The following is a 23,546-nucleotide window of genomic DNA, read 5'->3' as shown; positions in this document are numbered from 1 at the left end:
ATCTCCTACTTCTTGTAGTTAGAAACGACCTTATTTAAATCATCGACGAATCCCTTAATGTGCTTTTCATCATCAACGACCGCGCCACTTGCAAGCGGATGACCGCCACCACCATATTGTTTGGCCAACTCATTAATAGCCGGTCCCTTTGAGCGCAGCCGGATCCGGAAGCCACCGTCTTTTTGCTGAACAAAGATTGCCCATGAAATGACGTCTTTAATTCTTCCAGGTAACGGAACGACAGCCGACGTGCTATCATCACCAAGCTTAAATGGCTCTAGCACTTTGTCTGAAAGAACTAAGTATGCTGCGCCACTATCAAGAATTGTGAGATTCTCATAAACGTAGGCAGAGAGTCGAGCAAGCGGAATATCGATTTCATCTTCTGTTTTGTTAACATCGCTAGCAGAAAAATCATAAGCGGTTAACTTAGCGGCAACTTCTAGCGTGTGAGAAGAAGTTGATGGGTACATAAACCGACCGGTATCGCCAACAATTCCGGCATATAACAGCCGAGCTCCTTCATCTGGCAAAGTTAATTCTGCCTGACAAGCGGCAAAGAAATCATAGATGAGCTCAGAGGTACTTGAAGATTCAGGTTCAACCCACATGATATCCCCAAACGCATCGTCATTTGGATGATGATCAATCTTAATTAGCATTTTGCCCTTGTTATAACGATCGTCATCAACTCTGGGCTGATTAGCCGTGTCCACGACAATCACAAGTGCCTCTGCGTATTGCTCATCAGAAATTTCATCCGTTTTACCTAACCAATCGAAGCCGTCATACTGTTTACCAGCACAAAGCACCGTCTTGTCAGGAAATGATGCTTTAAGTAGTTGTGCCAAGCCCATTTGAGACCCGATAGCATCGGGATCGGGCCGCTTGTGTCGGTGAATGATAATAGTTTTGAATTGTTTAATTGCAGTTAATATTTGTTCTTGAATTGACATTTATTTACTCCATTACTTTATTGTCGAACACTTCAGTATACCCTAAAACATTAATAAGATAAACCGAGATTTTTATAACTTGGATTTATCAAATAAATTCAAAGAAAGATTCTCGTAGGTTAAATCATCCAGGTTGGTAATCGTGATCCCTAGCAATCGGACGCCAGTTGAGATGTCAGGCATTCCAGCCAGCAGGTCACTCGCCAGAGCAAAATAATTTGCGGAACTATTCTTAATGTAATCATCTAATGTGACCCGCTTAGTGAAAGTTGAAAAATCCTTATATCGAATCTTTAAAACAAGTGTTTTACCATGCTTCTTTTTGTCAGCCATTGCCTTCACAACCAGTTGAGCAATTCTTTGCAGTTGGCTGTCTACTTCAGCTGCGGTACTAATCTCAGGTCCAAAAGTTCGTTCTTTTCCAATCGACTTACGGATCCGCTGGTATTCTACAGGACGAGGGTCAACGCCCCTAGCACGTTCGTATAAAACATACCCAAATTTGCCAAAGTGTTTAATGAGATCCATTTGCGACCATTTTAATAGGTCGGCACCATTTGCAATTTTGAGTGCTTCCATCTTGGGAGCCGTCTTCTTACCCACGCCCCGGAATTTTTCGATAGGTAACTTTTTTAAAAATTCAATCGCATCTCGTTGATCAATAACCGTAATCCCAACTGGCTTGGCATAGTCCGAGGCTTCCTTGGCAAGAAACTTATTATATGAAACCCCAACGGAACAAGTTAGTCGGGTCTCTTCCCAAATGGCTATCTGGATCATCCTGGCAACCTGAATTGGATCCGAAATGTGATGTTTGTTTGCCGTAATATCTAAATAAGCTTCATCAAGTGCCACGGATTCAACTGCTTCTGTAAAGTCGTAAAATATTTGGTGAATTTGAGCTGAAACCGACCGGTAGAGGTCAAATCCTGAAAATCGAAAAACTGCTTTTGGACACAATTCGAGTGCCTTTTGAGAACTCATCGCCGAATGAACTCCAAACTGGCGAGCGTTGTAATTAGCAGTTGCGACGACTCCTCGACCCCCAGTCGTTCTTGGATCTCGAGCTACAATCAACGGTTTAGTTTTAAGCGTCGGATCTTCACGCTCCTCAATTGAGGCATAAAAAGCATCCATATCCACGTGAATAATTTTTCGATTAGAAGTATCCATTGTCATCAACCCTTGGTTTTAATCAAACGTATGTTCTACTTAACGGTAAAAAATATGGTTGGGACAAAACAAAACGTTCTGTTACCAACCACAAACTTATCACTTACTTATTATCGTTCTTTTGATCTGCTGCATCGCTTCCCTGGGTTGAAGCAGGTTGATTTTCATCAGCTGCATCAGAAGCAGGAGCCTCACTTGGTTTAGCGTTGGCAGTGTCATTTGCTGTCGTAGCAGTTGGGGCAATTGCTGGTTGCTTAACTTGAGCAATCGCGCTTAAATCAAAGACAAGATAAATGCCATCACAGTCTAAAGTAACCGTTTTTTCAGCCTCGTTGATTTCATCAACGACACCATGCAATCGGCCAATGGTAACAACTTGATCGCCAGCTTTAATCTTTGATAATTGTTCACGACGCTTTTGTTGCTGCTTACGTTGTGGTCGAATCATCAAGAAATACATTAAAGCAAATAAGGCAACGATCATTAAAATTGAGAGATAACTACTAGAAGAACCATTCAATACTTTTCACCCACACTTTCATAAGAATACTTTACCAAATAACTTGTCAACCGTCTAGGGCTAAAAGTTTTTTGCGTTTGGTTTATTGTAACCATATTGCTCAAAAACCTCGGCCCGTAAATCCAACAAATTATCGTCAATAATAGCTTGCTGCACCCGTTTCATTAAATGGATGAGGTAATAAAGATTATGATAGCTACATAATCTCAATCCAAAAGTTTCGTTTGACTTCACCAAATGACGAATATAGGCCCGTGTGTAGTTTCGACAAGCATAGCAATCACATTGGTCATCTAATGGTGTGAAATCCCTAGCATACTTGGCATTTTTGACTACCAGCCGACCATGGGAAGTCATCACGGTACCATTTCTAGCAATCCGAGTTGGCAAAACACAATCGAACATGTCAACACCTCGGATCACGCCATCAATCAAGGAATCTGTGACCCCAACGCCCATCAAGTAGCGCGGTTTATTTTCTGGCAACAGCGGGGTCGTTGCTTCTAAAATCCGGTTCATTTCTACTTTGGATTCACCCACTGACAAGCCGCCAATTGAGTAACCCGGAAAATCGAGACTCACTAAGTCCTTGGCAGACTGTTGGCGCAGATCTTCAAATCCAGCCCCTTGAACAATCCCAAACAGTCCTTGAGAATCGGGATTACGATGCGCTTTTAGCCCCCGTTCTGCCCACCGGCTTGTTCGCGCCACTGACTTCTTCACATAATCATAAGACTCAAAGAATGGCGGACATTCATCAAGACTCATCATAATATCTGGTCCAAGGTCGTTCTCAATCTGAATGGCTTTTTCCGGGGAAAGAAACATCCTTGCACCATTAATTTCATTCTTGAAGGTAACGCCTTCTTCGGTGATATCCCGATTTTTAGCCAATGAAAACACTTGAAATCCGCCAGAGTCAGTTAAAATACCCTTATCCCAGTTCATAAATTTATGAAGACCGCCAGCCTCTTTAACAATATCTTCACCAGGCCGTAGCCACAAGTGGTATGTATTGGCTAATATGATAGTCGAACCCATCTGATCTAATTCCTCAGGTGCCAACGTTTTTACCGTTGCCTGAGTTCCCACCGGCATAAAAATTGGCGTTCGAAAAGTCCCATGAGGCGTTGTAATCTCACCTAAACGGGCACCAGTGTGTTTCTCTTTCTTTATCAAGCGATAAGTTATCGCTGGTTGCATGTAAAATCCTCCTTGCAAGTGCGCGGAGCGAAGCGCTTAGAAGCTGGAGCCTAAGTTATCTTGACCGGAAATCCCGGTTTTGGATTTTTGGTCAAGATGACTTAGGTGCAAGCTTCTGCTTTGCACAGCGGTCCTAAAAATAAAGTGAGCGGATCCAGGCGGTTAGCAATCGAAGTGTAAGTCTCCTCCAACGGAAATTCCCGGGTTTGGAATTTTTGCTGGGGGTGCTTACACGCAGATTGCTGCCTGGAGAAGCTGTCCTAAAAATAAAGTGCACGGAGCAAAGCGGTTAGAAACCGGATCCTAAGTTTTCTCACTCAGAAATCCTGGTTTTGAATTTTTGGGTGAGAAGACTTAGGTGCAGGTTTCTGCTTTGCAAAGTTGTCCTCAAGTATCCGCAGCGCTAATGAATGTACATCGCGTCCCCAAAACTGAAAAAGCGATACTTTTCTTGAATTGCATGCTCATACGCATTTAAAATATTTTCCCGACCGGTAAACGAAGCAACTAACATCACTAACGTCGATTTTGGCAAATGAAAATTCGTGATAAATGAATCAACCACTTTCCACTCATAGCCAGGTTTGATGAAAATATCAGTCCATCCAGAATCAGCCTGAATTTCACCGTTAAATTTGGTTCCAACCGTTTCTAATGTCCGAATCGAGGTCGTTCCCGTTGCAACAATTTTACCGCCATTTTTGCGAACATCATTTAAGGTGTCGGCAGCTTCATCGGAAAGTCGATAGAACTCACTATGCATCTTATGATCCTCAATATTTTCTTCATCAACTGGCCGAAATGTCCCTAAGCCAACGTGAAGGGTTAAATATACCAGGTGAATACCCTTATCAGCAACCTTTTGTAATAGTTCTTTAGTCCAGTGCAAGCCAGCAGTTGGCGCAGCTGCGGACCCCATCTCCTTAGCATAAACGGTCTGATAACGATCAGGATCATCTAGCTTTTCCTTGATATAGGGTGGCAGGGGCGTTTCTCCAAGATGTTCGAGGATTTCAATAAAAATTCCTTGATATTTGAATTCAATTTCACGGCCGCCATGATCTAATTCTTTGGTAACAACTGCCTTTAGTTGGCCCTCACCGAAATCAATAACCGTCCCAACCTTGGCACGTTTGGCCGGTTTCATTAGCGTCTCCCAGCGGTCACCTTCAATATTATGAAGCAGCAGAACTTCCATGTTGGCACCGGTATCTTCCTTAACACCGTAAATTCGGGCTGGCATTACTTTTGAATCATTCATAACTAATGCATCGCCGGGGTTAAGATAATCAATGATATTATAAAAACGCCGATCCTGCATTTTACCAGTCTCTTTGTTTAACACTAACAATCGGGATTCATCGCGATCTTTAATTGGCGTTTGAGCAATTAATTCGTGTGGTAAGTCGTAGTCAAAGTCTTCAAGTGTATAATTTTTTATCATTATATTAATCCCTTTCGTGCTTTGTGGGCATTGGGTAATTTAAATGGTCATAAGCCTTTGATGTCACCATTCTCCCCCTAGCAGTCCGTTTTAGCAGGCCAATTTGAAGTAGGTATGGTTCGTACATCTCAGCAATCGTATCCGTTTCTTCACCAATATTGGCTGCTAACGTATTTAATCCGACGGGGCCACCATCATAGTATTTAATCATTGTGGTCAGCAACTTAATATCGGTGTCATCAAGACCAAGATTATCAACCTTCAGCTTATTTAATGCGTATTTGACAATTTCCAGATCAATATTAGTTTTGTCTGATACCTGGGCAAAATCGCGCACCCGTTTTAACAATCGATTAGCAACTCGCGGGGTCCCCCGGGATCGCAACGCAATTTCATGAGCGCCCGATTCAAGGATTGGGATTTGGAAAATATCGGCAGTTCGTTTCACGATATCTTCCAAATCAGCGACCCGGTAATAGTTCATATGTTCAACAATTCCAAACCGGTCTCTTAACGGGGCTGCCAACACACCAGCCTGGGTAGTAGCCCCAATTAACGTAAAGGGCGGCAGCGGAAAATGAATGGGATGAGCATCAGACCCTTGACCAACGATGATATCGACGTAAAAGTCTTCCATTGCTGAATACAACATTTCTTCCACTACTTTAGGCAAACGGTGGATTTCATCGATGAACAACACATCACCTGGCTGGAGTTCATTCAAAAGTGACAGCAAATCACCGGGCTTATCAATCGCTGGACCACTCGTTGTTCGAATGCTGACTGCCATTTCGTTGGCAATCACCATTGCAAGCGTAGTCTTTCCTAATCCAGGGGGGCCATACAGTAAAACGTGATCAAGTGACTCTTCCCGCTGTTTGGCCGCTTCAATATATACATTGAGTTTATTTTTAACGTCATCTTGGCCAATATATTCACCAAGGGTTTGCGGTCGTAATGATTTTTCAATGCTGGTTTCTTCTGAATCCACATTATCGGGAGAAATAAGGCGATCATCTTTTTGGTTGGTCAAATTATCATCCTCCTTTTAATGCGTCAGTAATTTAAGCCCTAAACTCAGGTATTCATCAGTCGTGAGTCCGGATTTCATCTCCAAATCACTTGTGATGCCATCAATTTGTTTGGCCCCATATCCAAGTGCCTGCAAAGCAGATAAAGCATCTGCAAGTTCCCTAGATTTGGTTGTCGAGGAAGCGGTCTGTGTTACCACTCCGTTGACGGAAATATCATTCAACTTATCCTGTAAGTCTAAAATAATTTGCTGAGCTGTTTTCTTGCCAACACCGGGAAACTTCGTTAAAAATTTAACATCCTTGTTCTTAACGGCGGAGATTAATCCATCCCGATCATTACCAGCAAGAATTGCCAGCGCGCTCTTGGGACCAATCCCAGAAACAGCGATTAATTTTTCAAAAATCTGCTTATCTGCCATATCATGAAAGCCATATAACAAGATTGCCGAATCGCTAACGGCTTGATATACATAGACCCGAATAGTCTTGTCATTATCAATTGTAAATCGGTATGGATCAGACGCATAAATCAAATAACCAACCCCACCAACAAGTAACACGATGTGAGTTGGCTTAATATCTATCACGTAACCATCTAAAAGCTCAAACATGCCAGAAACTCCTCTTCAACTAAAACATATGTTTGCTTGTTAAATTTTAGCACACCTCGGCAAAAACCACGACACAAATTTAGATGATTTCCTGATCAGTGTGATGCGGATCCTGAATTCGCTTAAACATTTTTTCAATATCTTCGTTAGTAAATTTAACAAGAACTGGTCTTCCGTGAGGGCAATTATATGGATTCTCACACTCAGGCAGCCGCTTTAACAAAGCAGTGGCTTGCCGTTCGTCAAGGTGATGGTTAGCTTTAATTGCCCGCTTACAGCTCATCATAATAGCCGTTTTTTCCCGGAAAGCTGCCACTGATATTTTGTGATCGGTTAAAATCCAATCAATCATTTCTTTGATTGTATCTTCCTCTTGGCCAGCTTTAAACCACATTGGGTGTTCACGAACAATAAAACTATTTTGCCCAAACTGTTCCAAATGGATTCCCAAAGTATTCAGTAACTCCAAGTGATCATTAATTAATAGAAAATCTGAAGTCGCATAATCAAGAATGATTGGCACCAACAATTTCTGTTGGTCATCGGATACTTCCCCAATTGCCTTTCGATAATGTTCGTAATTAATCCGTTCTTGCGCAGCGTGCTGATCAACCAAGTACATACTTTCAGGAGTTTCCGCCACCAAATAAGTTCCGTGAACTTGACCAATATACCTTAAATCTGGAAAGCCGGTTTCACTGACAAGTTCAGCCTGCTTGGGTTTAGGTTGCCTGCTAAGAAGGCTGATTGGTGGCACTGGGGTGTGATTATCGGCCTCAAAAATCGGCACGGAACTTGGTTCACTTTGAAGTAACTCATCGAATTTAGCGACTGGGGGACTATTAAGGTCATCCTTCGTTTTCACAACCACTGGGGTAATATCAGGCTGATCAATTGCACTAGCTGGTGCAGCATCCGCCTCAAATAATGGCGGGTTAGTTTGCTCCTGGTCGGCTACTGAGACACTGAACTGTTTAGGAGAGGCATCAAACCGTTTTTGGAAGTCACGAGTCGCATCAGGAATTAATTGCTTATCTGATAACATCTTTCGAATTGCGTCCGAAATTAATTGGCCAATTTCTGGTTCATCACTAATCCGAACTTCTTGTTTAGTTGGATGTACGTTGACATCAATTAAAGCCGGATCGGCATTAATCTTAATGACAGCGATTGGAAAACGGCCGATCATGAGTTTAGATCCATAACCCTCAATAACTGCCTTGGTCAGTGGATAATTTTTGATAAAGCGCCCATTTAAAATTAGAGAAATATAGTTACGACTCGCTCTAGTCAACTCTGGTAAGCTCACAAAGCCCGTTATCTTAATGTCTAAGTCATTAGCTTTAATTTGGGCTAACTTAGTGACCGTTTTAACACCATAAATCGCCCCTAAGACCTGCAACAAATCGCCTCGACCCGATGTCCTTAACAATTCACGACCGTTACTCATAAGCGAAAACGCAACTTCTGGATGACCGAGTGCTAACCGGTTAACAATGTCAGAAATTTTAGCCAATTCAGTATTAGGTGAGCTTAAATACTTCAACCTAGCCGGTGTGTTATAAAATAACGACCGAACCTCGACCGTTGTTCCCTTCCGTGATTCAGCGGCTTTCTGCTCAATGAGCTTACCACCCTTATAGACTACTTCAGTGCCAACATTGCCCGTTGATGTCTTCATTCGGACATTAGAAACTGAATTAATACTTGGCAACGCTTCACCACGAAAGCCGAGCGTTCGAACCCGAAAAAGATCGCGTTGTTCGGAAATTTTACTAGTGGCATGCCGCAAAAAAGCTGTCTCCACTTGGGAAGCATCAATTCCGTTACCGTCATCGACAACCTTAATAAGCTTTAAACCAGCATCCTCAATCGTAATATCAATTTCCGTACTGTTAGCATCTATTGAATTTTCGACTAATTCCTTAACCACTGAGGCAGGGCGTTCAACAACCTCCCCTGCTGCAATTTGGTCAGCTAGAATTGATGGTAATTCGTGAATTTTATTCAAAGAGATCACCTTATTCTCTGTTTATCTTCTGTTGCCATTTGTAAACTTGATTCATAATCTGCATCGGGGTCTTAGACATCAAATCAAGCTTCTTAATATCTGATACGACCTCAGCCTGATTATCATCGACCGTTTCAAGCGGGAACAATGATATCTGCTCCTCCTCTTCAGCTTTGGGCGTCACCGACTGAACTTGGTGATTATCATGACGATTCCGATCTATCTGGTCATCTTCTGCTTGCTTCTCTAATTTAGTCAGTATATCATTTGCCCGGCTTAAGAGGTTGTTTGGTAACCCAGCTAGTTTAGCAACGTGAATGCCGTATGACTTGTCGGCAGGGCCTGGTTGAATTTTATGCAGGAAGACTAATTCACCATTAGATTCTGTCGCGCCAACGTGCACATTTTGAAGCTGATTAAGCGACTCGTCTAAAGTGGTTAATTCATGGTAATGAGTTGAAAAGAGCGTTTTAGCCCCAATATTATTATGAACATATTCAATAATTGCCTGGGCAAGGGCCATCCCATCATACGTCGCTGTTCCCCGGCCAATTTCATCGAATAAAATTAAACTATTAGGCGTCGCATTTTCAATTGCGTCATTAGCTTCCTTCATCTCGACCATAAAGGTACTTTGACCAGAAATCAAATCGTCGGCAGCCCCGATCCGGGTAAATATCTTATCGAATACGGGAAGTTTAGCCTTTTTGGCGGGAACAAAACAGCCCATCTGATTCATGATAACGGCTAAAGCCATCTGGCGCATATAAGTACTCTTACCAGACATATTGGGCCCTGTAATCAATAGGACACTTGTATCAGAGCCCATCTCAACATTGTTTGGAACATATTGTTGATGCCCGAGCACCTTTTCAACAACCGGATGACGGCCGTCCTTCACGGCAACTTCATGCTGATTAGTTAATGTTGGTCGAACAAAGCGATACTCTTCGCTGACTGCCGCAAAACTTTGTAAAACATCAAACGAAGCAATTGCATCAGCGAGGTCTTGAATTCGTTTGATCGTTTTTTTGATATCTTCTCGAATCTTAACAAAAAGCTTATACTCCAAAGCCTTGCTTTGTTCTTGAGCCTCTAAAATTAATGCTTCCTTCTCCTTTAATTCAGGCGTTGAAAACCGTTCCGCATTGGCTAAAGTCTGTTTACGTTGGTAACGGTCGACGGGAACCTTGCTTAAATTAACCTTAGTCACTTCAATATAATAACCAAACACGTGATTAAACCCAACTTTCAGGTTATTAATCCCCGTCACTTTTCGTTCCTTAGCTTCAAGCTCAGCAAGCCATTTTTGACCATTATTAGTGGCATCTCGATACTTATCAAGTTGGTCGTCAAAGCCATCCTTGATTACCCCACCATCAGTAATTGAAATCGGTGGTTCAGCAACAATAGCCGTTTCAATTTTATTGACGATATCATCTAATGGCACCAATTTAGTTAGCATATCCTTAAAACTCTTATCGGCAATTTGTTCCAAAATATATTTGATTTTAGGAACTTGCTGTAAAGACGTCTTTAACTGAATGAGATCCCGACCATTCACGCTGCCAAATGCAATTCTACCAGCAAGACGCTCAAGATCATAAACTTTAATCAGTTCATCTTGAAGCTGATTTCGCTCGTAATAATGATCCAGTAAAATTCCGACGGCATCGTGGCGCTCATTAATTTTATTAGAGTTAACCAATGGCCGCTCAATCCATTGTTTAAGCTTACGACCGCCCATAGCTGTTTTAGTTTGATCCAACAGCCACAATAAAGTTCCTGACTTTTTGCCAGTACGAATATTTCTCGTTAATTCTAGGTTGTACTGAGAATTATGGTCCATCTCAAGAAAGTCAGATGGTTCATACACAACAGCGCGCTTCAAATGGCTTAGACTGCGTTTTTGAGTCGTTTGGATATAATCCAGCAGCATTTTTAAAACCCGTCTCATGAGTGGCTGAGCGACATCTTGACTAAGGTAACTCACCGAAGCGTTAACCGGTAATTCCGGTTGTGTTGAACGCAAAATACCAAGTTTCTTAATTGTCTCTTGAATGCCAGTTGGCAGCTTTGAATCAACCACCGTTTCCTTAGTCTGCAATGAAACCAACTCGTTAACAAGTTCCGCTTGGTTCGCCAAGTCAGCCACTTTAAGTTCACCCGTTGATAAATCAACATACGCAAACGCAAATTCTTGACCGTTTTCATTACTAACCACCGCAGTTAGGTAGTTATTTGTTTTTGCATTCTCGCTACCAACATCTACCTGGGTCCCGGGAGTAACCAATTGAATGACTTCTCTTTTAACCATTCCCTTTGTCAGTCGGGGATCTTCCATCTGCTCACAAATTGCGACTTTATAGCCTTGATCAACTAAAATATCAATATAATTTTTGACCGCTTTATGTGGCACCCCACACATTGGAATTGGATGTTTCGCGTTGCGGCTTCGATTGGTTAATGTTAGTTCTAGCAACTGCGACCCTTTGATTGCATCATCATTAAACATCTCGTAAAAATCGCCAAGACGATAAAACAAGAACGCATCTGGGTACTGATCCTTTATTTTTTGATATTGTACCATCATTGGTGTTTGTGCTTGTTTTGCCACGCTATAAGTCCCCTTAAATCTAACTCAGTCATTCAATTAATTTATCTGATCATCGCTTAACATCACTGTCTTGATGTGAGTGGTGTGACCCGTTTTGCTATCAATATCAATGTAGCAGCCGGAAATAATCCCCCGGCCGGTTTCTAAAACTTCAAAGCGCGCGGGACGTTGGTTGAGAAACCGGTTAATGACACTCTCCGGCTTCATTCCAAGCATCCCATCGGCAGGTCCAGTCATGCCAGCATCGGTTAAAAAGCCTGTCTTTTGCGGCAAAATACGCGCATCGTTAGTCTGAACGTGAGTATGAGTCCCCACAACCGCTGAAATTTTACCATCCAAGTACCTGGCAATCGCTAATTTTTCACTGGTTGCTTCAGCATGAAAGTCCATAAAAATACAGTTGGTAGTTTTGTGGATTTCGGTCACTAATTCATCAGCTAAAGCAAATGGGTCGTCCAAATTATCCATGAATACCCGCCCTTGAAAGTTAAGGACAGCAAGCTGACTGCCATTCACGTTAACCATTGTATACCCTTTTCCAGGTGTCGTCCGTTTTGGGAAATTATACGGTCTAATGAGGCGCTTTGTGTCGTCAATAAAGTCTAAGATTTCATTATTACTCCATGCATGATTGCCTAGGGTCACAACGTCCACGCCAGCACTCATCATTCTTTTATAGATGCTGAGGGTAATCCCCCGTCCCATAGAAGTTGCATTTTCCCCATTTACCACAGTTACTTGTGGCTTGATCTCTTGTTTAAGCTTTGGTAAATAGGATTCAATCATATGAACCCCCATATTACCAACGACATCGCCAATAAAAAGAACTCGCATTAACTTTTCCTCGATACTTTCTAGTTTATTTGAAACAAGTTTAACATCTATAAAAGAAAAAAGACCAGAATGTCTGATCTTTTATCTTGCATATTGGACTGAACGAATTTCGCGGATCACCGTTACTTTGATGTGTCCTGGATACTTCATTTCAGTTTCAATCTTTTGTTTGATTCTTCGAGCAAGTACAATTGCTTGTGTATCGGTAATATCTTCAGGCTTTGCAATAACCCTGATTTCCCGACCAGCTTGAATTGCATAGCTCTTTTGAACCTCGTCAAAGCCGTCAGTAATCTTTTCCAGACTATCTAGCCGATGAACAAAGCTCTCAAGCGAATCACTATGAGCACCTGGTCGTGAAATAGCAATCTTACCAGCTACAGCGACCAATTCTGCAATAATTGATTCTGGCTTATGATCATCTTCATAGCCCTTAATAGCGTCAATGACAACTGGGCTTTCATGATACTTCTTGGCTAAATCAACGCCAACTTGAACATGCGACCCCTCAACGCCATTATTGGCAGCTTTTCCGATATCGTGTAATAATCCTGCGCGTTTAGCTAAAGTAACATCCTCACCTAATTCTGATGCAAAGGCACCAGCCAACTTAGCAACCTCAATTGAATGACCAAGCAAATTCTGACCGTGAAAAATCTTAAAGTTCATTTGACCAACTAATTTGATCATTTCTGGACTCATTGAATGAATTCCTAAGTCAAACAGCGTTTCTTCTCCAATATCTTGAATTCGCTCATCAAGCTCTTTACGGCTCTTATCAACCATCTCTTCAATCCGAGCTGGATGGATCCGACCGTCTTTAATTAGCTTTTCCAAAGTCATCTTAGCGACTTCACGACGAATTGGATCAAACCCACTCAGAACAACGGCTTGTGGAGTATCATCAATGATCAAATCAATTCCGGTCAACGTTTCAAACGTTCGAATATTTCGGCCTTCTCGACCAATTATTCTCCCCTTCATATCTTCATTTGGTAAGCTAACAACGGAAACCGTGGTTTCGGAAACCACGTCTGCCGAACTTTGTTGGATTGCTTCAATAATTAAATTCTTCGCGTTTTCATCGGCTTCTGATTGTGCCTGATAGTAACTTTCTTTTACCATTCGGGCCTTTTCGTCAGCCAGTTGTTCGCTAGTCTCTTTAATAATAAGGCTGCGGGCTTCTTCTTGAGTAAAGGCGGCAACCCGCTCAACTTCAGCCTGTCGCTTTTGAATTAGTGAGTTTGCTTCTTCTTGTTGTGTAGTTAAATTTTGTTGTTCCCGATTAATCTTTTGCTCTTTTCGGTTTAAGGTACTTTCTCTTCGTTCGAAAGCACTATCCTTACGATCAAGAGCCTCTTCTCTTTGCAACAGTCGATCCTCTTGCTTTTGAATCTCCGCTCTTCGATTCTTCAATTCCTTTTCAACTGAAGACCGATAACGGTGATTCTTTTCCTGAGCTGACAACGTTGCTTCCTTAACAACTGTCTCCGCCTTTTTCTTGGCTTCAACTAGAATGTTCTTTGCAGAACCATTTGCCGCATCAAGATCTTTTTCTTGGATCTTCCGCTGTGTAGATTTACCGATAATAAAACTAATAATACCAACAAAACCGACAACAATAATAGCGATGATTGCGAGGATTATTCCAGCCATACTCATGGCTTCACCTCCAAATCATCATAAAATGATTATTTTTTCTAAACCAATTATAAGATGTTATTTGATTATTGACACAACTCTCATTTTAATGTTTGTTGGCACTACTGTCAATCATCTTATTGCGGTGTTAGTAATTAGTTGTATATGGCAATAAACTTAATTAAGCAATAATCCTTATTTTAGGAGTTCAAAAACCCAATTAATTAACATTGCTATAAAAAACAATGATAGGAAATAGCCATGATCTGCCGTTACTTTATGTCAAACGTTGTATTGCGAATCGTTAGAAGGAATTGTTTTATAAACGGACTGCAAACAAAGAATCCGAGTCTCCAGTGAAGATTCGGATTCTTTGTCTGTATATTGAAACCAACAACTTTGTAATCCACTCTGAATTGGCTATTAATTGTTTGACTGGATGGGACTTACTGCATCTTTTTTCCCATTATCTTGATCTTCATCTCCTGAGGCCACTTGCTCAAAATCAATATGGTGACGAGAATAGAAAATAAAGATTAATCCCCCAATAACTAACCAAACAAGATACGTAATCCAGGCATCTAAGGTTGTGCTAACCAAAAGCACTGCACAAAATATCATCGCCAATATTGGAATTGTATAGCCAAACGGCAATTTAAACGGTCGCTCAATGTTTGGCTGCTCTCGTCTTAGCAAAATAACAATCAACGAAATTAGAAAGAACACGCACAGTGAGCCAACGTTAGAAATCGTTGCTAACTGCTTAACGTTGGACACGCCTGCTAATAGTGCCCCAATTATTCCAATCAACCAGAGTGCGCGATTAGGACTCTTACTGGATTTGTTAATCGATGCTAGTTTCTTGGGTAAAAAACCGCCTCGACTCATTGACATCATAATGTTTGAAGCAGCGTAGACAAACGCATAAACAACCGCCAAGATACCAATAATGGCCCCAACGGAGACAATTTGAGCAGCTGCAATATGCCCCTTTGCCATTAATACGTATGCCATTGACTCCGGAACGTTTAGTTGTCGATAACTCACCACGCCCGTCATAATCATGCTAACAATAATGTACAGCGACGTTACGACAACCAAGGAAATAATAATTGCCCTTGGCAACGTTTTTTGAACATCCTTAGTTTCCTCAGCTGAAGTTGCTAACGCATCAAAGCCAAGAAAAGTGAAGAACACTAATGATGCTCCCGTGAATATTCCACGAACACCAAAGGGCATAAATGGTGTCCAATTACTTGTTTTAACGTCTTGAACAGCAACGAAGATAAATAGTAAGATAACTGCCAGCTTGATCATTACCAGCGTATTATTGAAAAACTTACTTTCACTGGTCCCCCTCGTCAATATCAACGTGACTAACAGAATCATGAGTACCGCTGGCAAATTAATGATCCCACCATTCGATGGTGATGCAATCAATGAAGTCGGTAAGTTGACCCCAATTTCCGATAACGAGGCCTTAACGTAACCTGTCCAGCCGTTGGCAACCATGGCCGTCGTCGTAATATACACACCTAGCAACGTCCAACCGGCTAGAAACGCCATTCGCTGCCCAATTGCTACCCAAGCATACACATAGGCGCTGCCAGAGTTTGGAATGCTGGTTGTTAATTCAGAATAACACAGTCCCACCACGGCACTTGCAAAGCCCGCAATCAGAAATGAAATAACAACAGCCGGACCGGCAGCCGTAGCGGAAACGATTCCTGTTAAAACCAAGATTCCAGTTCCAATAATGGCACCAATGCCCATGATTGAAAGATCAAATAGTCCGAGTGTCCGCTTCCGCTTACTATCTTTGGCGTTTTTAAGCACCAAATCAATGTTGATTCGACTATTTTTCATAATAGAACCTCTACTAAACTGTGACGACTTTATTAGCTAAACTTGTCATAGGTTAAATTCAAACTTTCAGCAACCGCTTGATTTGTTATCTTACCCTCATAGGTATTAATCCCAGTCAAAATGGTATTATCCTTGGCAGCTTCAGTTAATCCCTTATTAGCAATTTCAACGGCGTATGGTAAAGTTGCACTTGATAATGCATCGGTAGCGGTCTTCGGTACCGCACCCGGAATATTAGCAACCGTGTAGTGAACAACCCCGTGAGAAATGTAAATTGGATCATCGTGAGTCGTTGCTTTAACACTGGTTTCAAAAATACCACCTTGATCAATTGGCACATCAACAATTACAGAACCATTTTCCATGCTCTCAACCATCTCAGCAGTAACTAATTTAGGTGCTGTATGACCTGGAATTAAAACAGCGCCGACAACCAAATCGGAATTTTTAACTGCTTCAGCAATATTATGCGGATTCGAAATTAAGGTTTGAATTTTACCGTTAAAGATATCGTCGACTTGAGCTAGTCGCTGCGCATTAATATCCAAAATTGTGACGTTGGCACTTAAACCAACGGCAATCTTCGCGGCATTAAATCCAACTGTCCCAGCACCGATAATCGTGATGTTACCACGACGAACGCCAGTTACACCAGACAACAGAACGCCTTTTCCTTGATGAGGTTCCTCCAAGAAATGCGCACCAATTTGGATTGACATTCTACCGGCAATCTCACTCATTGGGAATAGTAATGGTAAGCCACCATTTCGGCCAACCATTGTTTCATACGCAACAGCCGTAACTTTATTGTCCAGCAATGCTTGGGTTAAATCCGGATCTGCTGCTAAGTGGAAGTACGTGTACACGATTAATCCTTCGTGGAAGTATTTATATTCTGATGGTAAAGGTTCCTTAACCTTAATGACCATATCTACGTTCCATGCATCATTTGTACTGCCCATAGTTGCCCCAACAGTACTGTACTGATCGTCAGGGAAGCCCGAGCCAACACCAGCACCTTCTTCAACAATTACTTCATGGCCGGCGTGAATTAAATTAGCAACACCACTTGGTGTCATTCCAACACGATTCTCTTGTTCCTTTATTTCCTTTGGAATTCCAATCTTCATCATATATCATCCTTTCATGAATACGCTTACATCTATCAACAACTATAAAGTACCATTTATAGTTAGGAAATTCAAATAATTGCATTTGTGATTTCTTATACATTAAAATGAATAATATGCAATAGCTAAAAACCGCTACTTCTGATAATCATTTTATTAAAATCTTCTCATTATCCCCCTGATTTGTTCAAGTGTGCTCAATCTTAGGACAGAAAAAATAAAGGCATTCACTTAGGAATGCCTTTATGGTTATGCAATAATATACAATTATTGAGCTTTTTCACTTGCCAATATTCAGATCAATATTTTCCGTAGCATTAGCTTTTTCTTCATCTTTTTTGACAGCCTTAGTAGTCTTTTTGGTATCAGTCTTCGAAGTAGATTTTGATTTTTCCTCTGGTTTGGTATCATCAGGAATTCCGTAAGCATCCCGGACTTTCTTTTCGACTTCCTTAAACATATCAGGATGCTCTTCCATGTATGATTTAGCATTTTCCCGTCCTTGGCCGATTCGTTCTTCGCCATATGAATACCATGAACCGGATTTGTCAATAATATCCTTATCAACAGCCATATCAACAAGCTCACCGGATTGAGAAATTCCCTTACCATACATAATATCAACTTCCGCCCGTTTAAATGGCGGCGCAACCTTATTCTTGACAACCTTAATTCGAACCCGGTTACCAATGATATTGGTGCCATCCTTGATTTGTTCAGCCCGCCGAATTTCTAATCGAATAGTTGCATAGAATTTCAATGCACGACCACCAGGGGTTGTTTCCGGATTACCAAACATAACCCCGACTTTTTCACGAATTTGATTAATAAAAATCGCAATCGTCTTTGTTTTGCTAATTGTCCCAGAAAGCTTTCGCAGGGCCTGTGACATTAATCGCGCTTGAAGACCCACATGGGCATCACCCATTTCACCTTCAATTTCAGCTCGTGGAACCAGTGCAGCCACTGAATCAATAACCACAATATCAACGGCACCACTCGTAACCAGTGCATCAGTAATTTGAAGCCCCTGCTCACCAGTATCCGGTTGTGATAGCAACAGATCATCAATGTTAACCCCTAGATGGGTTGCATAGACTGGATCCAGTGCGTTTTCAGCATCGATATAAGCAGCCGTTCCCCCGCGCTTTTGAACTTCAGCAACTGCGTGGAGGGCAACCGTAGTCTTCCCAGAACTTTCTGGTCCGTATACTTCCACGATCCTGCCGCGAGGATAGCCGCCAACTCCTAATGCTTCATCAAGTGCAAGCGATCCTGACGGAATGGTAGAGATTTGTGTATCCGCCTTATCACCCATTCTCATGATTGAACCCTTACCAAATTCTTTTTCAATATTCTTTAAGGCTTTGTCTAAAGCTACTTTTCTTTGGTCAGCCATTTAATTCCTCCCATTTCTTAACAGAAAAGTTTACCAACTAACTATACTAATGATTTTCAAAAAAAGCAATCAAAACGGGAACAAAAGTTCGATTAATTATGAATCACGTCAAGTGCCATTTGTAGGCCAGCATCCACAGAAGCCTTCCTAATGGCATTTCGTTCACCAGAAAAGTGAAATTCCTTTGCAAATGTTTGTTGGGTACCATAAGCAATCCCAATCCAAACAGTCCCCACTGGATTACCTTCCAAAGAATCAGGCCCAGCAACTCCGGTAAAGGAAACCCCCAAATCTTTTCCCATAATGGAACGTGCTTGATTAGCCATCCAGATAGCAGTTGGCTCACTCACAACCCCGTTCTCATCAATAACCTCACTGGGAATATTTAATAATTTTTCCTTAATCTGATTTGAATAAGTCACAAAGCCTCCTTCAAAGACCTCAGAAACACCAGCAACGTCGCCTAAAGTACTCTGAAACTGCCCCGCGGTTAAACTCTCAGCTGCGGTAATTGTGATGTGTCGCTTGATTAATTCGTCAACCAATTTCTGAACTTGTGTCATTATAATTGCCCCTTTCATTTATTAAATACGCAAAGTATCATTAATTCCGTTATTTTGATTGCAAAACAAGAAACGAGGAAGTGGCTTGGCAATCATTGTTCTGCCCTAACCCACTATCCTCGTTCTTCTCGTCATTAGCTTATTAAAATGAATCCGCAAATACTGACCGGTTCTTAACAAAATAATCAATTCCTGAATAAATTGTGAAGAACAGGCAAATATACAACATGATTTGATCCAGCGGTAAATGAATGGCCGCAAAGAAGACGTTGTTTAGGAACAACAAAATAATCGCTAACATCTGCGTAGTTGTCTTAATTTTACCAGGCCAAGCAGCTGCAATAACCGCGCCGTTGTTTTCAACAATGATCAGGCGTAAACCCGTAACAGCCAACTCACGACAAACAATAATGGCAATCACCCATGCAGGAACATTGCCAAGTTCTACTAGGAAAATAAACGCCGTCATAACCAACATCTTATCAGCCAGTGGGTCTGCAAACTTACCGAAGTTAGTTACAAGATGATTTCTACGGGCAATTTGTCCGTCTAAGAAGTCGGTTAAAGAAGCCACCACAAAAATAACAGTTGCAATCCACCGTGCATTACTAATAGCAGTTCCAGCAATCACGACACCACCTGAAAAGATCGGTGCAGCAAGTATCAGGATAAAAAACGGAATTAAAATAATTCGAAATATCGTTAATTTATTAGGTAAATTCATTTTTTCCTCCAGCGATACTAATTAATAGCCATTCGTCGTTCCAGTTGTATTTGTATTGCCCGTGTTACCAGTAGTGCCAGTATTACCAGTTGTTCCAGTATTTGTATTAGTTGAAGCGCCGGTTGAACCAGTAGTCGTATCAGTTGAGCCAGTGGTCCCCGTCGTCGAACTGCTAGTAGTTGTTGAACTACTTGTTGAAGATTGAGACGCGCTTGCCTTACCAAATTGTAATGTGATTACCCTGACTTGGCTGGATCCATTATCAATTGGTGCAGCAACCTTTAGTTTTTTACCACCAACATAAATGGCAGTTTGAGAAGCATTCCCCGCATTAATTGTTACCGTGCTGGTACTGCTTGGAATCGTCACTGTATGTGATTTACCACCAGTCAGTGCCGCCTGCCATAAAGTTGAGCCATCCCCAGATACTGCCGTCCAGGCACTCGTTGCATCAGCAGCGGCCGCAATTCGGAGCGTAGTTTTACCCTTTATTCCACTTACCTGGTAAGTAATGTCACTACCTGAAGCAGTTACTTTCTTAAAGGTAACTGCTTTCTTTTTAGCAGTCTTAGCCTTGGATTTGGACGCTGCTTTGCTGCTTGATTTTGTTTGCTTATTTTTATTGCCAGAAACGGACACCTTGGAAGTTTCAATTTGGGTCTTAGATGTATCCCTGGTGCTTCTCGCAGCAGCAACCCAAATAGCGATTAAAATGATCAAAACAATCACCGAAACTGAGGCAATTGGAATATAGCGGCGAATCTTTTCATTACGTTGATCCACTTTTCGCTGTGCCGACCTGGTTTCTGGGTTGTCATCATTTACCCGGTCAACGTATTCTGGATCTTCAGTATCAGGCAATTTTTCTTCATATTGATTAAGTAATTCTGTGCCATCTAAACCAACTGAGTCAGCATATTGCTTTACAAAGGCTCGGACATAAAATTCACCTGGCAATGCATCAAAATCATTATCTTCAATTGCAATTAAATAGCGTTTTTGAATCTTCGTGTTCTTTTGCAAGTCATCAAGTGTAAATCCCTTGGCAACTCTGGCATCATGTAACTTTTTTCCAATATTTAAATTATCTTTTTCGTCGCTCATACCTATTCTCCATTACAATTAGTTATTCGTCTACTTTTAAGTATATCACATGGTCACCGTGATATTTGTTGCGGTTAGTCGTTATCTGCCGCTCTAATCATCACTTCTTGCATCGTTGCCTTTGATAAAAATGATTTTGCAATGGCAGTAACGTCTGCCAATGTCAACTCATTTAAAATGGCAACTTCATCATAAATTGTAACGGGTTCACCAATAAAGCCATCAAATTGGCCGCTGATTGCTTCTTCCGAATCCATCATTTCAATATAATTACCAAGTAATTCATTCTTTTGGAGGATAAACTCACTTGTCTTGTTAACGATTTGATTCGGTATCATCCTAATTATTGAATGCATTTGCTTAATAAAATCAGCCGGCTTCTTAGTATCACAGCCTAAAACCGCAAAATGAAAGCTCCGTTCGTTTTCAAATTCCCATGAAAATGAATCATCAATAATTTCATCACGATACAGTTTATCATACTCAACTGCATTCTCACTGAAAAACAGGTCAAACATTATTGAGATTGCAATTTCATATTTTAATCCGTCCCGACCGGTGGGAACGAGATCATTCCCACGAAGCCCAATGGTTACCTTAGGTCGGGCAACGTCCATTTTAAATTGTTCAACGTGTTCCTGGCTGTTTTCAACAAAATTATTCTCCCGCTGGAGTACTTGCGGTTGAGGTGTAGCTTTGTTTTTCTGATTATTAACAATCCAAGTCATTGCAAGTTGTGGGTCAACCTTACCAGTAATAAAAAGTGACATATTTTCTGGCCGGTAAAACGTATTATAAGCAAGCTGAACGTCTGCGAGTTGAATTTGATCGACCGTTTTAACAGTCCCGGCAATGTCTGTTGCCAAGGCTGAGTCAGGATAAAGGTTAGCGATTATTTTGAAATAAGCCTGATTATCAAGATCATTTTGATACATATTGATTTCCTGATCAATTATTCCCTTCTCACGCTGTACTTTTTCCTGGGTAAAATAAGGTATTTGGACGAAATCTAATAGGATATCCAGATTTTCTTTAAGGGATTCCGCCGTCGAAAACAAATAATTTGTTGTCGTAAAGCTGGTGTACGCATTGGATCTAGCACCAGTTTTGTTAAAAAGTTCAAAGACATCATAATCCTGCTTATCAAACATTTTATGTTCCAGAAAATGCGCGATTCCAGCGGGTTGTGTAATTTTCTTACCATTCACTTGAAATGTTCGGTCAATGGCACCGTAATTAACTCCTAAGACCGCAGTCGTTTTATTAAATCCTGGCTTCGGTTGAATATAAACCGTTAGCCCGTTTGAAAGCTTATTGACAATGAGCTTTTCGTTATAGATAGGATAATCAATTGTCTTCATCAGTTGCCTCCCGACTATTCAGAGAAAACGTTGCTCGCAGTTTCAATCGTTTAGCAACTCTTTGAATTTCATCGCGACTAACCGCTTCAACTTGTGCTTCCCAATCCTGATCACTAATAGAGATTTGCATGATCTGCTGCAAATACTGTTTATCCATTAATGCCGCTAAATGATCGCCCTCAGAGCGATGTTGATTGATTAGTGACTGTTTAATCCCAGTAAGTAAGGTATCTTTGTAATCACCAACAATAATTTTATTGAGCTGATCGGAAATCATCGTTAAAACCTTGGCTTCGTTTTGAAAATCAATTCCAGCTTGAACAGTTACCATCCCAAAAAGCGAGTTGTAATTGCTGTGAATATCATATGCCAAACTGTCCCGTTCACGAACATTTGTAAATAGCAATGATAGTGAAGATCCGCCAAATAATTGATTAAAAATCATTGCCGCAAAGTAATCTGAATTCCCAAAGTAAATGGGTAGCTGATAACCCAAGCTAAGAATGCTTTGAGCGCCTTCAATTGATTGGCTACGGGTTAATGGTTGTTTGATTGCTGCTGGAACAACCGTTAGCTCATAAGGGGTAATTGATCGGTCGCTAAACGTCTTAAACTGGTGAACCTGATCTAAAATGTTTTCAGGGTCGACTTTACCGCCTACCAAAATCGTAATCTCAGCAGTACGCAGAACTTGACGATAGTATTGATATAATTCCTTAGAAGTAATCTGCTTAAGCGCATCAACACTACCCATTAAAAAAGAACCATGATTTGGGTCATTTGGATAATACAACTTTTGTAGTTGTAAAGTGGCATAGAACGCTTTGTTGTCTGCAATTGATTCCAAATAGTTAATCATATTAGTTTGATGAATTTTGAAAGAATTTAAGTTAAACTGATCGTTGTCTAAAAATGGTTTCTCAATCATATTTTGGAGGAAAGTAAATATTTCAGCAGTAAGGTTCCGATCAGTATTAGGCAAATAGTCGTCATTTGGATAGGTCATCTTAATTTGCAAGGTATGTTGATTTCCATAACGAAGAACGGATACACCATAACTGGCGCCATACATCTCAGATAGTTTCCTAGAAACCAACATTTCGCTCTGATACTCAGCAGCGCTGTTTTCTAATAATTCTGCCAGAAGTGCTAACTTAGCAAAATTACGATGGTCAGTTGGAAATGTTAGGTTAATCATAATTTTCGTGTTTTTAAATTTTTCTGTGGGTACAACTTGAAGTTGAACACCGTTAGCAACGTGATATTTCACTTAGTTTCCTCCTCAATTAATCACAAATTTCATAGTAAAATAAATGAATTGAAATCTCAACCGAAAATACGAAATATAATAAAAA

Annotated in this window: 19 protein-coding genes; all 19 read right to left on the bottom strand. The window is 41.0% G+C overall.

Features of this window, described 5'->3' with window-relative positions:
* Positions 1-5 precede the first annotated feature (5 nt).
* The 19 genes from FC98_RS07700 to yfmF all read right to left on the bottom strand — a co-directional run bounded on the left by FC98_RS07700 (position 6) and on the right by yfmF (position 23,461).
* Positions 6-956 carry a DHH family phosphoesterase gene (locus FC98_RS07700; protein WP_008857974.1) on the bottom strand — a complete coding sequence of 317 codons (951 nt, stop codon included), beginning with the start codon at positions 954-956 and terminating at the stop codon, positions 6-8.
* A 72-nt stretch (positions 957-1,028) separates the two neighbouring features.
* On the bottom strand, positions 1,029-2,129 hold the full coding sequence (dinB, locus tag FC98_RS07695) for a DNA polymerase IV (RefSeq protein WP_040471923.1): 1,101 nt from the start codon (positions 2,127-2,129) through the stop codon (positions 1,029-1,031).
* Between the two features lie 103 nt (positions 2,130-2,232).
* Positions 2,233-2,613 (bottom strand): preprotein translocase subunit YajC, encoded by a 381-nt coding sequence (gene yajC / locus FC98_RS07690; protein ID WP_056949414.1) that lies wholly within the window; start codon positions 2,611-2,613, stop codon positions 2,233-2,235.
* Between the two features lie 96 nt (positions 2,614-2,709).
* Positions 2,710-3,852, bottom strand: coding sequence for a tRNA guanosine(34) transglycosylase Tgt (gene tgt / locus FC98_RS07685; protein ID WP_008857978.1), 1,143 nt, complete (start codon positions 3,850-3,852; stop codon positions 2,710-2,712).
* Positions 3,853-4,255: 403 nt separating this feature from the next.
* Positions 4,256-5,296: a tRNA preQ1(34) S-adenosylmethionine ribosyltransferase-isomerase QueA gene (gene queA / locus FC98_RS07680; RefSeq protein ID WP_008857980.1), complete on the bottom strand. Its 1,041-nt coding sequence runs from the start codon at positions 5,294-5,296 to the stop codon at positions 4,256-4,258.
* A 4-nt stretch (positions 5,297-5,300) separates the two neighbouring features.
* Positions 5,301-6,329 carry a Holliday junction branch migration DNA helicase RuvB gene (gene ruvB, locus FC98_RS07675; protein WP_008857981.1) on the bottom strand — a complete coding sequence of 343 codons (1,029 nt, stop codon included), beginning with the start codon at positions 6,327-6,329 and terminating at the stop codon, positions 5,301-5,303.
* Positions 6,330-6,344: 15 nt separating this feature from the next.
* Entirely contained in the window at positions 6,345-6,941 is a 597-nt protein-coding gene (gene ruvA / locus FC98_RS07670) for a Holliday junction branch migration protein RuvA (RefSeq protein WP_008857982.1), read from the bottom strand.
* Positions 6,942-7,020: 79 nt separating this feature from the next.
* Positions 7,021-8,961 carry a DNA mismatch repair endonuclease MutL gene (gene mutL, locus FC98_RS07665; RefSeq protein WP_056949411.1) on the bottom strand — a complete coding sequence of 647 codons (1,941 nt, stop codon included), beginning with the start codon at positions 8,959-8,961 and terminating at the stop codon, positions 7,021-7,023.
* 1 nt (position 8,962) lies between these two features.
* On the bottom strand, positions 8,963-11,569 hold the full coding sequence (gene mutS / locus FC98_RS07660; protein ID WP_056949410.1) for a DNA mismatch repair protein MutS: 2,607 nt from the start codon (positions 11,567-11,569) through the stop codon (positions 8,963-8,965).
* A gap of 36 nt (positions 11,570-11,605) precedes the next feature.
* A complete protein-coding gene (locus FC98_RS07655; RefSeq protein WP_008857987.1) occupies positions 11,606-12,403 on the bottom strand; it encodes a TIGR00282 family metallophosphoesterase in 798 nt (265 codons plus the stop codon).
* An 81-nt stretch (positions 12,404-12,484) separates the two neighbouring features.
* The gene (gene rny / locus FC98_RS07650) at positions 12,485-14,065 is read right to left on the bottom strand and encodes a ribonuclease Y (RefSeq protein ID WP_054654914.1); all 1,581 of its coding nucleotides are present in this window, start codon (positions 14,063-14,065) and stop codon (positions 12,485-12,487) included.
* Between the two features lie 402 nt (positions 14,066-14,467).
* The gene (locus FC98_RS07645; protein ID WP_056949408.1) at positions 14,468-15,910 is read right to left on the bottom strand and encodes an amino acid permease; all 1,443 of its coding nucleotides are present in this window, start codon (positions 15,908-15,910) and stop codon (positions 14,468-14,470) included.
* A gap of 32 nt (positions 15,911-15,942) precedes the next feature.
* A complete protein-coding gene (gene ald, locus FC98_RS07640) occupies positions 15,943-17,040 on the bottom strand; it encodes an alanine dehydrogenase (RefSeq protein WP_040471924.1) in 1,098 nt (365 codons plus the stop codon).
* Between the two features lie 280 nt (positions 17,041-17,320).
* A complete protein-coding gene (gene recA / locus FC98_RS07635; protein WP_008857991.1) occupies positions 17,321-18,439 on the bottom strand; it encodes a recombinase RecA in 1,119 nt (372 codons plus the stop codon).
* Positions 18,440-18,531: 92 nt separating this feature from the next.
* Positions 18,532-19,002, bottom strand: a complete 471-nt coding sequence (locus FC98_RS07630) for a CinA family protein (RefSeq protein WP_054654916.1) — start codon at positions 19,000-19,002, stop codon at positions 18,532-18,534.
* A 142-nt stretch (positions 19,003-19,144) separates the two neighbouring features.
* Positions 19,145-19,726, bottom strand: coding sequence for a CDP-diacylglycerol--glycerol-3-phosphate 3-phosphatidyltransferase (pgsA, locus tag FC98_RS07625; RefSeq protein WP_008857993.1), 582 nt, complete (start codon positions 19,724-19,726; stop codon positions 19,145-19,147).
* A 21-nt stretch (positions 19,727-19,747) separates the two neighbouring features.
* Positions 19,748-20,830, bottom strand: coding sequence for a helix-turn-helix domain-containing protein (locus FC98_RS07620; protein ID WP_056949407.1), 1,083 nt, complete (start codon positions 20,828-20,830; stop codon positions 19,748-19,750).
* A gap of 74 nt (positions 20,831-20,904) precedes the next feature.
* Positions 20,905-22,191 (bottom strand): EF-P 5-aminopentanol modification-associated protein YfmH, encoded by a 1,287-nt coding sequence (gene yfmH / locus FC98_RS07615; protein WP_056949406.1) that lies wholly within the window; start codon positions 22,189-22,191, stop codon positions 20,905-20,907.
* Entirely contained in the window at positions 22,178-23,461 is a 1,284-nt protein-coding gene (yfmF, locus tag FC98_RS07610; RefSeq protein WP_008857996.1) for an EF-P 5-aminopentanol modification-associated protein YfmF, read from the bottom strand. The genes yfmH and yfmF overlap by 14 nt, the downstream gene beginning before the upstream one ends.
* Positions 23,462-23,546: the final 85 nt, after the last annotated feature.

It is taken from the genome of Lentilactobacillus kisonensis DSM 19906 = JCM 15041, from assembly GCF_001434135.1.
GTDB lineage: Bacteria > Bacillota > Bacilli > Lactobacillales > Lactobacillaceae > Lentilactobacillus > Lentilactobacillus kisonensis.
The sequence above is the reverse complement of the archived record's forward strand: the minus strand, read 5'-3'. Positions and strand labels throughout refer to the sequence as shown.

Bases quoted from the DNA above. Each gene is read 5' to 3' on its own strand.
- FC98_RS07700 (WP_008857974.1), bottom strand. From the start codon at position 956: ATGTCAATTCAAGAACAAATATTAACTGCAATTAAACAATTCAAAACT.
- dinB (WP_040471923.1), bottom strand. From the start codon at position 2,129: ATGGATACTTCTAATCGAAAAATTATTCACGTGGATATGGATGCTTTT.
- yajC (WP_056949414.1), bottom strand. From the start codon at position 2,613: ATGATCGTTGCCTTATTTGCTTTAATGTATTTCTTGATGATTCGACCA.
- tgt (WP_008857978.1), bottom strand. From the start codon at position 3,852: ATGCAACCAGCGATAACTTATCGCTTGATAAAGAAAGAGAAACACACT.
- queA (WP_008857980.1), bottom strand. From the start codon at position 5,296: ATGATAAAAAATTATACACTTGAAGACTTTGACTACGACTTACCACAC.
- ruvA (WP_008857982.1), bottom strand. From the start codon at position 6,941: ATGTTTGAGCTTTTAGATGGTTACGTGATAGATATTAAGCCAACTCAC.
- FC98_RS07655 (WP_008857987.1), bottom strand. From the start codon at position 12,403: ATGCGAGTTCTTTTTATTGGCGATGTCGTTGGTAATATGGGGGTTCAT.
- rny (WP_054654914.1), bottom strand. From the start codon at position 14,065: ATGAGTATGGCTGGAATAATCCTCGCAATCATCGCTATTATTGTTGTC.
- FC98_RS07645 (WP_056949408.1), bottom strand. From the start codon at position 15,910: ATGAAAAATAGTCGAATCAACATTGATTTGGTGCTTAAAAACGCCAAA.
- ald (WP_040471924.1), bottom strand. From the start codon at position 17,040: ATGAAGATTGGAATTCCAAAGGAAATAAAGGAACAAGAGAATCGTGTT.
- recA (WP_008857991.1), bottom strand. From the start codon at position 18,439: ATGGCTGACCAAAGAAAAGTAGCTTTAGACAAAGCCTTAAAGAATATT.
- FC98_RS07630 (WP_054654916.1), bottom strand. From the start codon at position 19,002: ATGACACAAGTTCAGAAATTGGTTGACGAATTAATCAAGCGACACATC.
- pgsA (WP_008857993.1), bottom strand. From the start codon at position 19,726: ATGAATTTACCTAATAAATTAACGATATTTCGAATTATTTTAATTCCG.
- FC98_RS07620 (WP_056949407.1), bottom strand. From the start codon at position 20,830: ATGAGCGACGAAAAAGATAATTTAAATATTGGAAAAAAGTTACATGAT.
- yfmH (WP_056949406.1), bottom strand. From the start codon at position 22,191: ATGAAGACAATTGATTATCCTATCTATAACGAAAAGCTCATTGTCAAT.